Consider the following 12,779-nt stretch of genomic DNA (forward strand, 5'->3'; position numbering starts at 1 on the left):
TTGCTCAGGCCGTTCGCAGGAAGCGGTCGAGTACCCGCACGCCGAAGTGCAGCGCCTCGACGGGGACGCGCTCGTCGACCCCGTGGAACAGGGCCTGGTAGTCGAAGCCCTCCGGGAGCTTCAGGGGCGCGAACCCGTACCCGGTGATGCCGAGGCGGGAGAACTGCTTGGCGTCCGTGCCGCCGGACATGCAGTACGGCACCACGTGCCCCTCCGGCGCGAACTCCTCCACTGCGGCACGCATGCCGGCGTACGTCGGTGAGTCGACCGGCGCCTGGAGGGCGACCTCGCGATGGCTGAACTCCCAGTCCACGTCGGGTCCGGTGAGCTGGTCGAGGGTCGCGCGGAACTCGTCCTCGCCGCCGGGCAGATAGCGGCCGTCGACGTAGGCCACGGCCTCCCCCGGGATCACGTTGAGCTTGTAACCGGCCTCCAGCATGGTCGGGTTGGCGCTGTTGCGGACGGTCGCCTCGACCAGCTTGGCGGCGGGGCCCAGCTTCTCCAGCAGCCGGTCCACGTCGGTGAGGTCCGTCTCAATGCCGTAGAGCGCGGCGAGTTCGGCGAGGGCCGCGCGGACGGTCGGGGTGAGCCGCAGCGGCCACTCGTGCTCGCCGATGCGGGTGATGGCGGCGGCGAGCCGGGTGACCGCGTTCTCCTTGTTGACCTTGGAGCCGTGCCCGGCCCGGCCGCGCGCGGTGAGCTTCAGCCAGCCCGTGCCGCGCTCCCCAGCGGCGATGGGGTAGATCTGCCGCCCGGCGCCGTCGTGGAAGGTGAACGCCCCCGACTCGCTGATCCCCTCCGTGCACCCCTCGAAGAGCTCCGGGTGCTCGTCGGCAAGGAACCCGGAGCCGTCCACGGCACTGGCCTCCTCGTCGGCGGTGAACGCGATCACGAGGTCCCGCCGGGGCCGTAGGCCCTGCCGGGCCCAGCCCCGCACCACGGACAGGATCATCGCGTCCATGTTCTTCATGTCGACCGCTCCGCGCCCCCAGACGACCCCGTCGCGGATCTCCCCCGAGAAGGGATGAACGCTCCAGTCGGCGGCCTCGGCGGGCACGACGTCCAGATGACCGTGGACGAGCAGCGCGTCCGCCGACGGGTCGCTGCCCTCGACGCGGGCGACGACGTTCGTACGGCCCTTGGTGCGCTCCAGCATCATGGGCTCAAGGCCCGCCCCGGCCAGCTGCTCGGCCGCGTACTCGGCGGCGGGGCGCTCCTGGCAGTCGCCGCCGCCCCGGTTGGTGGTGTCGATGCGGATGAGGTCGGAGGTGAACCGGACGACCTCGTCCAGTGCCTGCTGGTCAGCCATACTGCTCCTCCACGGCGGCCGAGACGATGGTGGTGACCGCCTTGAAGGTACGGATTCCCGCGTACATGGTCTCGCTGGTGTACGCCACCTTCCGCTCCCCGATCCGCCGCACCCCCGGCACCACGGTGGCGGCCATCGCGAGATGCTCGGCGTCGAACTCGACGGCGATCGTGAACGGCCCTGCCTGCACGGGCTCCTGACGGACCGCCAGCTGGGCCGCCTCCTTGGCGGCGGCCCTGATGTCGGCGGCCGTGCGGGTCGGCGTACGGCACACGGCCGCATAGCGCGAGACATGGTCCTTGACCGCGACCTTCAGCGCCCCGGGGGCGTAGCCGAGCGCGTCCTCGCAGGCCACGTCGTCGCCGGTGACGAGGACGACGGGGACGCCGTACTCGGCGACCACGTGCGCGTTGAGATGTCCCTCGCTCGCGGGCACGTCGTTCAGCCACACCCCGGTGATGGAGTTGGCGAGGTAGGTGTGGGCGAGAACGCCCTCCTGGCCCGCGCCCGCGTGGTAGCCGAGAAACGCGATGCCGTCGACGTCGCCGTGCTGGACGCCCTCGACCATGGACAGCGACTTGTGCCGGCCGGTGAGCATCAGTGCGCGCTCGTCGAGCTGCTCCAGGAGCAGGTTGCGCATGGTCCAGTGGGCCTCGTTGACGAGTACCTCGTCGGCGCCCCCGTCGAAGAAGCCCAGCACGGCGGCGTTCACGTCCGAGGTGAACATCGACCGGCACCGCTCCCACTGCGGTGTTCCCGGCAGCACGTCGGCCGGCCAGGTCACTCCGGTCGCGCCCTCCATGTCGGCGCTGATGAGGATCTTCATGGTGCGCCACGTTACGCGTCGCGGAGGTTTACGTCGCCCGCAGGTGGTGAGGCGAGCCCCATGCCGCTCACCCCTGCCGCACAGGCAACCCCTGCAAGACGCGTATCCTCCCCCGCGGGTTCCACAGGAGACGGACAGGGAGAAGCGTGAGCCACACCGCACAGCCCGTACGGTCGGCGCGACGGACGACGGCGACCACCGCGCCGGGGAACCCGCCCGGACGCCCGGAGCAGCGCGACGCGTTCTTCGACAACGCCAAGTACCTCGCGATCGTGCTGGTGGCCATGGGGCATGCCTGGGAGCCGCTGCGCTCCGGCAGCCGTGCCGTCACCGCGCTCTACACGATCGTCTACGCCTTCCACATGCCGGCGTTCATCATCATCTCGGGCTACTTCTCCCGTTCCTTCGACGCCAGTCCGGCGAAGATCAAGCGACTGGTCACCGGGGTCGTCGTCCCTTACGTCGTGTTCGAGACGGCGTACACCTATTTCACCCGGTGGTCCGACGGTGTCCCGGACCGTGCGATCAGCCTCCTGAACCCGCTGTACCTGACGTGGTTCCTGGCCGCCCTGTTCATCTGGCGGCTGACCACGCCGCTCTGGCGGAGCGTGCGGTGGCCGCTGCCGATCGCCCTGACCATCGCCGCGCTCGCCACCCTGAGCCCATCCATCGGCGACGACCTCGACCTCCAGCGCACCCTGCAGTTCCTGCCGTACTTCGTGCTCGGCCTGTGTCTGCGCCCCGCGCACTTCTCGCTGGTACGGCAGTGGCGGGTGCGCATCCTCGCGGTGCCGGTCTTCGCGGCCGCGGTGGTGTTCTCGTACTGGGCGGTCCCGCGCATGGACTACGCCTGGTTCTTCCACCGCGGCGCCGCCGAGGACTTCGGGGTGCCCGCCTGGTACGGGCCGCTGATGACGCTCGCCCTCTTCGGCTGCTCGCTCGTCCTGGTCGCCTGCTTCCTGTCCTGGGTGCCCGGGCGCCGGATGTGGTTCACGGCCCTGGGCGCGGGCACGCTCTACGGCTATCTGCTGCACGGTTTCGTCGTCCAGGCCGGCAACCACGTCGACTGGGCCGGCCACCACTGGCCGCACACGCCGCTCGGCGAGATCGCCGTGACCGTCGTCGCCGCCGTGGTGGTGACCGCGCTGTGCACCGCGCCCGTGCGGCGGGTCTTCCGGTGTGTGATGGAGCCGCGGATGGAGTGGGCGTTCCGGAAGACCTCGCCCGGCACGGGCGGGGTGCCCGCCCAGGTGCGCCGGTAAGGCCTGCCTCCGGGGAAGAGGTCGACCCGGTCGTCAGGCGGTGCGTCCCACCACCCACCATTTCGACGGCAGTTCGATCCGGGTGCCGTCGGCCCGGTACTCGGTGGTGACGAGCGGCAGGTCACCGCTCGCCACGATCGTCAGCCCGGCCGCCCCGAGGTACACGGGCACCGCCTCGTCGGCCACCTCGCCAGGGGCGATGCCGTGCGCGAAGATGGGCGCCAGCTTGGCGGGCGGCCCGTCGGGGCTCTGCGCGAGGCCCACGAGGACGGCCTTGGCCGCCTCGGAGAGCTCGACGAGGAAGGCCCGGCCGCGTTCCCCGACGAGCGTGGCGATCCCGTCGACCATCTGCTGCCGGTCCTCGGGCGCGGCCTGGTGCAGCACGCCCCGCATGTAGACGTTGGCGTCCCCGAGGTCGGCGTGCAGGTTCTCCGGCTCGCCCTTGTCGGAGGCGTCCAGCAACCGGTATGTCACCTGCTCGTCGGGGTCGGCGTCGCGGGCGCGATCGAGGGCCGCGGCCGCCAGGTCGACGCCGATCACCTGCGTGAAGTGGGCGGCGAGAAAACGGCTCTGCGTGCCGTTCCCGCAGCCCAGGTCCACGAGTGGCAGCCCGGGATCGACCAGGAGCGGCTCGAAGTGGGCGAGATGGACCCCGGCGGTCAACACCGGCTCCGCATCCCAGAACACGGCCCCCTGCCGTCCCGGGGCCTCCCGCCAGAACCCTTCCCAGGACTCCCGGTATCGACCGCTCACGCTCATGCCCAACTCCCCAGGATGCGAACACAACCCGTCAAAGCTGACAGGCCAGTACGGTGTATCGCGCCGAGGGTACGCGGACAAGCGCATGGCGCGTTCCTTCACTGCCCGTTCGAGAGACCACGCCCGTAGGGAGCCACTCAGCGACGCGGCAGGGTCAGTTCGAACCAGACGGTCTTCCCGGCCTTCGTACGACTCGCCCCCCACTCCCGGGCGAGCGTGCTGACCACCCTGAGTCCCCGCCCCTGTTCATCGGTGGGCCCGGCACTCGACAGGTTCGGCAGATCGTGGTCGTCGTCGTCCACCTCGCACAGCAGGGAGTCCCCCCGCACGAGCCGCAGCTCGACGGGACGGCGGTGGGAGTGCCGCACCGCATTGGTCACCAGCTCGCTCACCATGAGCTCGGCGCCGTCGGCCAGCCTCCCCAGCCCCCAGTCGTGCAGCTGCTCCCGCACCACCGCGCGGGCCCGCCCCACCTCGACCGGGTCCAGGGAGATCCGCCACTCGGCCACGTAGTCCGGCTCGATGCCGTTGAGCCGGGCCATGAGCAGCGCCACGTCGTCCTTGCGGCCGCCGCGTGTGTTGAGCGCACGGATGATGGCGTCGCAGGCGTCGTCCATGGACGCGGCCGGATGCGCGGCGGACTCGGTGAGCGTCGCGAGGCCCACCCCGATGTCCTCGCCGCGCACCTCCACCAGCCCGTCGGTGCACATCAGCAGCCGGTCGCCGGGCGCCACGCGCACGCGTATCGCCTCGAACGGCACCCCGCCGACACCGATGGGCGCACCGGTGGGCAGGTCGAGCAGCTCACTGCGCCCGTCCCCTGCCCGCACGATCACCGGCGGGATATGGCCCGCGTTGGCGATGTGGAGCTCGCTCGCGATCGGGTCGTAGACGGCGTAGAGGCAGGTCGCGAGGTAGGTGTCCCCGAGTCGCTGGGCGAGGTCGTCGAGGTTGCGCAGCAGCTGGGCCGGCGGCAGGTCGAGCGCTGCCATGGTCTGTACGGCCGTCCGCAACTGGCCCATCATGGCGGCCGAGTTGAGCCCGTGCCCCATCACGTCGCCGACCACGAGAGCCGTACGCGCACCCGGCAGTTTGACGGAGTCGAACCAGTCGCCGCCGACGCGTCCCAGGAGCGTGCCCGGCAGATAGCGGGTGGCGATGTCGCAGCCCGCCATGCGGGGCGGGATGTGCGGCAGCATGCTGTCCTGGAGGGTCTCGGCGACGGACTCCTGGAAGGTGTACATGCGCGCGTTGTCGAGCACGAGACCCGCGCGGGCGGCGAGTTCGGCGCCGGTGACCCGGTCCATGTCGTTGAACTCGACGCGCTCGGGGTGGCGCAGCAGGATCATGAAGCCGAGGACCACATTGCGGGCCTTCAGCGGTACGACCAGCATGGAGCGGCCGGTGATCAGCGGCCTGATGTCCCGCTTCTCGAACTGTGAGGCGATCGCGTGCCCCATCTGCTCGCTGATCCGCGGCACGAGGACGGGCTCACCGGTGGTCATGCACTGGAAGAACGGGGTGTGCGCGGGGAACGGCATGGCCTCGCCGACCGGCACGACGTCGTCCCAGCGGCCGGGTTCGTCGGTGTGCTCCAGGGCCACCCGGTGCCACATGGTGGTGGTGTCGGGCACACCGTCGGGGAACCCCTCGCCGGCGACGACCTGTTCGCGCAGATAGGTGCCGGCGACATCGGTGAAGCGGGGCACGACGGCCCTGCTGACCTCGACGATGGTCCGGGACAGGTCGAGGGAGGTGCCGATCTTCCCGCTGACCTCGTTGAGGAACTCCAGCCGCTCGCGTACGGCGACGTACTCGAGGTCCTCGCCCTCGTCCCGGTCGTCCTGCGGCAACGGCAGGCCCTCCGCGGCCGCCCGGGCCGCCCGCTCGCGGCGGGCCTTGCGCTCGGCACGCCGGGGCACGCCCCAGTCGGGGGTGACGGGAACCCGGTCGTTCTGGCTGAACTCCATGACGGGATAGCCCAGTTCGAGGATCTGCGCGACGATGCGGGCGCTCTCGCCGACGCTCATGCTGGGCAGGATCTCGGGGAGCCGGCTGGCGAGTTCGTCGGCGCCCGGGAAGTCGGTGTGCAGGGCGAAGGCGGGCGCGATCCGCTCGACGGCCACGGTGCCCTCGTCCAGGTCCAGGTCCTGGCGGAGTGCGCCCGCGTCGGCGGCCAGCACCAGCAGACGCTCCCGGCCGGGGCCCACCAGCGGGTAGGCCCACCACAGGACGTCCACGCGGTCCGCGCCGGGCACGGTGAGGCGGGCACGGCCGGCGGCCGGGTAGGAAAGGCCGCCGTCGAGGGAGGACTCGAGGTCGGGTCCGAGTCCGTCGTAGGCGGCGTACATGCCGTAGGGCGGGGTGTCCTGCTCGGCGAGTGCTCCGGAGACGGGCAGCAGGTCGGCCGCCGAGCGGCCGATGGCCTCCTCCTTGGTGGCGCCGAACAGACGGCTCGCGCCGCGGCTCCAGTGGGAGACCATACCGTCGCGGTCCACCACGACCACGGCCAGCGGGACACGTCCGGCCGCGGCGGGTCCGTCCGCCGCGCCGTTCCCAGCTCCGCGGCTGGGAGGTGTGCCCCTCTCGGTGCCACGGTCCATGGCCCAGGCCCTCTCTCCGCAAGATCTGTGCCCGCCTGCTCCACCGTACGGCGCCGGGCAGCCACGGTGTGCGGCAATACGGGAATTGGCCCGGAGGGGATCACCCCCGGCGCGCCCCGTTCTGACGCTCCGTCAGTCCTCGTGCCCGAGCTGGAGATCGCGCTCCGTCCGGCCGGCTCCGGCCACCTGGAGGACGGTGGCGACCGGCGGGTAACCGGCGGCGATGACGGTGTACTCGCCGCAGGACAGGTCGGCGAAGCGGAAGGTGCCGTCGGGGCCGGTCGTGAAGGTGTCCACGACGTTGCCGGCCACGTCCAGGAGCGTCACGCGCGCGTCCTCGACGGACCGTCCGGCACCGGCCCGCACGGTGCCCCGCAGCACCGCGCCGCCCGCGAGTTCGACGTCCTGGCGGGTCTCCCGGGAGGCCTGGACGGTGACGGGGAGCGCCGCGGGGCGGAACGCGGGCGCACTCGCGGCGAGGGTGTACTCCCCCGCGACCAGTTCGGTGACGGCGTAGCCGCCCTCGTCTCCGCTGCGGGTGGTGGCCACGACCTCGCCGTGCACATCGGTGAGGGTGACGGCGGCGTCCCGCACAGGAATGCCGTCGGCGGTCCGGACACGGCCCGCCAGCCATCCGGCGCCGCCGAGGACGATGTCCAGTTCGACGGGACGCTCGCCGACCGTCACCGAGACGGCCTGCGGCTGGTGACCGCCCGCGGCGGCGATGAGCACGTACGCCCCCGGTCCGGGCGTCGACAGCGCGTACCGCCCGTCCTCGCCACTGGCACCGCGCCCGATCTGCGTACCGGCCACGTCGATGAGCGTGAGCGCGGCCCGCGGCAGGACGGTGCCGTCGCAGTGCTGCACCGTGCCGCGGACGGGAGCCGCCCCGGCGGTGCCGGTGTACGACGGAAGCGACTGCGGGACCGTGGCGTTCACCGCCGCGGTCGCCGTCTCGGGGGCGTCGTGGGTCACCAGCGGTTTCTCCTTGAGGAAGAAGGCGAGGAGCAGGCCGAGGGCGAGGACGGGCACGAGGTAGAGGAAGATCCTCGGCATGGCGTCGGCGTAGGCCCGGATGTAGCCGTCGCGGAGCTCCGGGGGCAGTGCGTGGACGAGCTGCGGGGTGATGGACTTCGGGTCGGGCAGCCCGGCACCGGTCGGCAGTCGCTCGGTGAGCGCGTCGGCGAGCCGCTCGGCGAAGAGCGTGCCGAAGACGGCCGCTCCGACGCTTCCGCCGATCTGCCGGAAGTAGTTGTTGGCGCTGGTGGCGGTGCCGAGGTCGGCGGGGCGGACGGAGTTCTGCACGGCGAGGATCAGCACCGGCATCACCATGCCGATCCCGGCGCCGAGGACGGCCATCCAGACGCTGTAGTGCAGCCGGGGTGTGTCGGCCTCGAGGCGGGACAGCAGCCACATGCCCACCACGGAGAGGGCACTGCCGAGGATCGGCCAGATCCGGTAGCGCCCGGTGTGGCTGATGAGCTGCCCGGAGACGATGGAGGCGCCGACGATCCCGGCCATCATGGGCAGCATCAGCAGTCCGGACTCGGTGGCGCTCGCCCCGTCGACCATCTGGAGGAAGGTCGGCAGATAGCTCGCCGCCCCGAAGAGCGCGACGCCGATCACCAGGCCCACCAGAGCGGTGATGTTGAAGACGGAGTCCTTGAACAGCCTCAGCGGCATGAGGGGTTCGGCGGCGACGTGCTCGGCGACGAGGAAGAGCACCGCGGAGGCGGCGGCCCCGGCGCCGAGTCCGAGGACGACCCGCGAGTCCCAGGCGTACTCGGTGCCGCCCCAACTGGTCAGCAGCACCAGGCAGGTGGAGGCGGCGGCGAGCAGGAGGGTGCCCAGGATGTCGAGCCGGGGCCTGACACGGGGCTTGGGAAGCTTCAGTACGGCGGTGACGACGGCCAGGGTCAGCAGACCGAAGGGCACGTTGATGTAGAAACACCACCGCCAGGAGAGGTGGTCCGTGAAGTAGCCGCCGAGCAGCGGGCCCGCGACGGAGGCCAGTCCGAAGGCGGCGCCGATCAGGCCCATGAAACGGCCGCGCCGCCGGGGCGGCACGATGTCGGCGATGATCGCCTGCACCCCGATCATCAGGCCGCCCGCGCCGACACCCTGAACCGCGCGGAAGGCGATCAACTGGTCCATGGTCCCGGCCCGTCCGGCGAGCGCGGAGCCGGCGACGAACACGACGATCGCGAACTGGAAGACGCCCTTGCGGCCCAGCAGGTCGCCGAGCTTGCCGTAGACCGGCAGTCCGATCGTGGCGGTGAGCAGGTAGGCGGTGATCGCCCAGGACATCCTGTCCAGGCCGTGCAGCTCACCGACGATCTTCGGGAGCGCGGTGGCGACGATCATCTGCTCCAGCGCGGCGAGAAGCAGCGCGAGCATCAGCCCGAAGAAGACCAACCGCACCCGGCGCGGGCCGAGTTCGACGGGCGGGGCGGGGGGCTCGGGGGGCGCTTCGACCCGTTCCTCGTGCACCCAAGTCGTCACGCCCACGTCTCGCTCCCCTCGTCGCGCCTGCCACGCAATTCCCGCTTTAGGCGACAACTACGACCAAGCGCGACGAGTTACGGCATACCGGGAGGCCCTACGGAGATCCACTCGATCCGGTGACCGAGATCAACATCCGCCGGGCGCCGGGGACTTACTTCTCGACCTCGGTGGCGAGCCGGCCGAGGAGGGAGTCGTAGATCCGGCCGAGGCCCTTGGGCGCGAAGGTCTTCTCGAAGAAGCCGCCGATGCCGCCGGCACCGTCCCAGGTGGTGGTCACGACCACCCGGGACCTGCCCTCGCCGGCCGGGGTGACCCGCCAGGTGGTGACCATGGAGGAGTTGCGGTCCTTCTCGACGAGCTCGCCGTCGGTGGGCTCGGTGACCTCCAGGAGGCAGTCGCGCACACGCTTGCTGGTGGCCTGGAGCTTCCAGTGGACGAGGGTGCCCTCGCCGTCACCGCCCTCGCGCACCTCGTACTCGCTGAACTGCTCGGGAAGTACCTTCCCGCGTGTGCCGCTGTAGTCGGCGACGGCGTCGAACACCTTCTCCGCGTCCGCCGCGACGATCCGCTCCGTAGTGGCCTCGACCTGCGCCATCGACTTCCTCCAGGACTTCAAGTTCTCGGGGTCGGGGCAAGCCAACCACCCGCGCCTACGGGCACCCAAATCGGGGTTGCACAGAAATTCGAACAAGTGTTTCACTCGGGGGCAGTGCTACCGAGGAGGCCTCATGCGCTGGGAGAACCTCACCGAGTCCGCCGAACACGGACGGACCGACGCCGCCCTGTTCGGCGCCGACGCGGTGGTCAGCCGTACCTTCGACACGCCCGAGTTCGCCGGGATCACGTTCCACGAGATCCGGGCCCGCTCGATCATCAACCGGGTGCCGGGCGCCTCCCGCATGCCCTTCGAGTGGACGGTCAACCCCTACCGGGGCTGCACGCACGCGTGCGTGTACTGCTTCGCCCGCAAGACCCACAGCTATCTCGACCTGGACACCGGTCTCGGCTTCGACTCGCAGATCGTGGTCAAGGTGAACGCCCCCGAGCTGCTGCGCCGCCAGCTGGGCTCGCGCCGCTGGGCGGGCGACCACATAGCGATGGGCACCAACGTCGACTGCTACCAGCGCGCGGAGGGCCGCTACCGCCTGATGCCGGGCATCCTCGCCGCCCTGCGCGACCACGCGAACCCCTTCTCGATCCTGACGAAGGGCACGCTGATCCTGCGGGACCTCGACCTCCTCACCCAGGCCGCCGAGGTGACGGACGTCGGGATCTCCGTGTCGGTCGGCTTCACCGACCCCGAGCTGTGGCGCACCGTCGAACCGGGCACACCGGCTCCGGAGCGGCGCCTGGACGTCGTACGGACACTGGGCGAGCACGGGATCGGGTGCGGGGTGCTGATGGCGCCGGTGATCCCGTTCCTGAGCGACCAGCCGGCACAGCTGCGGGCCACCGTGCGGGCGATCGCCGCCGCGGGGGCCACGTCGGTCACGCCGCTGGTGCTGCATCTGCGGCCGGGCGCCAGGGAGTGGTTCATGGCCTGGCTGAACCGGGAGCACCCGTATCTGGTACGCCGTTACGAACGGCTCTACGCGGACGGCGCCTACGCCCCGAAGTGGTACCAGCGCCGGATCACCCGTCAGGTACACGAGCTGGCCCAGGAGTACGGCATCGGTCCCGCGGGCGCGGGGATGCCGCGACGGATCCGGGAGCCGGAGCCCGAGGTCGCGCCGATGTCCGACCCTGTCCAACTCACGTTGATCTGAGAGCGTTCGAGGGCATCGGACGGCCCAATCGGGTCAAGTATTGTCAGAACACGTTCTTCCGGGCGGACTTTCCGGGACGATGCGGCGTGGACCGTGACCCTCGCGGCCGAAACCCTCCGTCCTGGGAGGACTTCATGAGAAAACGCGCAGCCGTGCTGTGCGGTGCCGCGGTCGTCGTGGCCGGCACCTTCACCGCCGTCCCCGCCGACGCCAGCGACCCGCAGTCCGCACCCACCGCATCCGCCGCCCGACTCACCTGGAAGAAGTGCGGCACCGCCGACTACCCGACCCTTCAGTGCGCGTCCCTCAAGGTGCCGCTCGACCACGCGAACCCGCGCGGGCGGCAGATCACCCTCGCGCTGTCCCGGGTCCCCCACACCGCGAAGAAGTACCAGGGACCGCTGCTGGTCAACCCCGGCGGCCCCGGCGGCAGCGGTCTCACCTTCGCCGGGTTCATCGCCTCCGGCCTGCCCAAGGCCGTCGCGGCCCAGTACGACGTCATCGGCTTCGACCCGCGCGGGGTGGGCGCGAGCAAGCCTGCCCTGAACTGCAAGCCGGGCTACTTCAACCCGGTGCGCCCGGACTCCGTGCCGAGCACGCCCGCGATCGAGAAGGCCAACCTCGAGCGGGCGAAGTCCTTCGCCGCGGCCTGCGGCCGGAAGTACGCGAGCGTGCTGCCGTACATCAACACCATCAGCGCCGTGCAGGACATGGACTCCATCCGCCGGGCCCTCGGCGCCAAGAGGATCAACTACTTCGGCTACTCGTACGGCACCTACCTGGGCGCGGTCTACGCCAAGCTCTTCCCGCACCAGGTGCGCCGCCTGGTCCTGGACTCGATCGTGGACCCGACCGGCGTCTGGTACGACGACAACCTCGGCCAGGACTACGCGTTCAACGACCGGCACCGCGCGCTGATGGCCTGGATCGCCAAGTACGACGCGACGTACAAGCTCGGCACCGACCCCGAGAAGATCGAGGCCAAGTGGTACGCGATGCGGGCGGCCCTCGCCAAGAAGCCCGCGGGTGGCAAGGTCGGCGCCTCGGAGCTGGAGGACACCTACATTCCGGGCGGCTACTACAACGGCTACTGGCCCTACCTGGCCGAGGCGTTCGCGGCGTACGTGAACAGCAAGAACGCCGACCCGCTGGTCGACGCGTACGAGAACTTCGGCGCCGTGGACGCGTCGGGGGACAACGGCTACAGCATCTACACGTCCGTGCAGTGCCGTGACGCCTCCTGGCCGCGTGACTGGCGGCAGTGGCAGAAGGACAACTGGGCCGTGTACGAGAAGGCCCCCTTCATGGCCTGGAGCAATGCCTGGTACAACGCGCCGTGCGCGTTCTGGCCGACCGGCTCGCTGAAGCCGGTGAACATCGCCAACGGGAAGCTGCCGCCGGCGCTGCTCTTCCAGGCGACGAACGACGCGGCCACCCCGTACGAGGGCGGTGCGACGGTCCACCGTCTGCTGGCCGGATCCAGCCTCGTCGTCGAGGAGGGCGGCGGCAACCACGGCATCACGCTGAGCGGGAACACCTGCCTGGACAAGTACCTCGCCGCGTACCTGACCGACGGCAAGGTGCCGCGTGGCGGCGGCGAGGCCGACGCGGTCTGCGAGGCGCTGCCCGATCCGAAGCCGCTGACCGCCAAGACGGCGTCGACATCCTCGCGCGGCGCGGCGCTGCACCGGCTGCTCGGCGCCCGAAGCTGAGCGCCTGACGCTCCGTCGGGGACGGGCGTTGTCAGTG

9 protein-coding genes are annotated in these 12,779 nt (G+C 70.9%); 3 read left to right on the top strand and 6 right to left on the bottom strand.

Annotated elements, in window-relative coordinates:
* Positions 1-4 precede the first annotated feature (4 nt).
* Both AQJ46_RS36045 and AQJ46_RS36050 read right to left on the bottom strand, forming a co-directional pair.
* Entirely contained in the window at positions 5-1,309 is a 1,305-nt protein-coding gene (locus AQJ46_RS36045) for a M20/M25/M40 family metallo-hydrolase (RefSeq protein WP_059209564.1), read from the bottom strand.
* On the bottom strand, positions 1,302-2,135 hold the full coding sequence (locus AQJ46_RS36050) for a M55 family metallopeptidase (RefSeq protein ID WP_059209565.1): 834 nt from the start codon (positions 2,133-2,135) through the stop codon (positions 1,302-1,304). Before AQJ46_RS36050 ends, AQJ46_RS36045 begins: the two co-directional genes overlap by 8 nt.
* Positions 2,136-2,281: 146 nt before the next feature.
* Between AQJ46_RS36050 and AQJ46_RS36055 the strand changes: the two genes are divergently transcribed.
* Positions 2,282-3,397: an acyltransferase family protein gene (locus AQJ46_RS36055; protein WP_059209566.1), complete on the top strand. Its 1,116-nt coding sequence runs from the start codon at positions 2,282-2,284 to the stop codon at positions 3,395-3,397.
* 33 nt (positions 3,398-3,430) lie between these two features.
* Here the strand turns inward: AQJ46_RS36055 and AQJ46_RS36060 are convergent, their stop codons facing one another.
* The 4 genes from AQJ46_RS36060 to AQJ46_RS36075 form a co-directional block, all read right to left on the bottom strand.
* Positions 3,431-4,156, bottom strand: a complete 726-nt coding sequence (locus AQJ46_RS36060) for a methyltransferase (RefSeq protein ID WP_059209567.1) — start codon at positions 4,154-4,156, stop codon at positions 3,431-3,433.
* A gap of 137 nt (positions 4,157-4,293) precedes the next feature.
* On the bottom strand, positions 4,294-6,759 hold the full coding sequence (locus AQJ46_RS36065) for an ATP-binding SpoIIE family protein phosphatase (RefSeq protein WP_059209568.1): 2,466 nt from the start codon (positions 6,757-6,759) through the stop codon (positions 4,294-4,296).
* A gap of 132 nt (positions 6,760-6,891) precedes the next feature.
* Complete coding sequence (locus AQJ46_RS36070; protein ID WP_059209569.1) at positions 6,892-9,267, bottom strand: MFS transporter; 2,376 nt, start codon at positions 9,265-9,267, stop codon at positions 6,892-6,894.
* Between the two features lie 148 nt (positions 9,268-9,415).
* Positions 9,416-9,859: an SRPBCC family protein gene (locus AQJ46_RS36075; RefSeq protein WP_059209570.1), complete on the bottom strand. Its 444-nt coding sequence runs from the start codon at positions 9,857-9,859 to the stop codon at positions 9,416-9,418.
* 133 nt (positions 9,860-9,992) lie between these two features.
* Here AQJ46_RS36075 and AQJ46_RS36080 point away from each other — a divergent pair, with 133 nt between their 5' ends.
* Together AQJ46_RS36080 and AQJ46_RS36085 are read left to right on the top strand one after the other, a co-directional pair.
* A complete protein-coding gene (locus AQJ46_RS36080) occupies positions 9,993-11,030 on the top strand; it encodes an Rv2578c family radical SAM protein (protein WP_059209571.1) in 1,038 nt (345 codons plus the stop codon).
* A gap of 134 nt (positions 11,031-11,164) precedes the next feature.
* Positions 11,165-12,742, top strand: coding sequence for an alpha/beta hydrolase (locus AQJ46_RS36085; protein ID WP_059209572.1), 1,578 nt, complete (start codon positions 11,165-11,167; stop codon positions 12,740-12,742).
* Positions 12,743-12,779 lie beyond the last annotated feature (37 nt).

The sequence above is a fragment of the Streptomyces canus genome (genome assembly GCF_001514145.1).
GTDB classification, from domain to species: domain Bacteria; phylum Actinomycetota; class Actinomycetes; order Streptomycetales; family Streptomycetaceae; genus Streptomyces; species Streptomyces canus.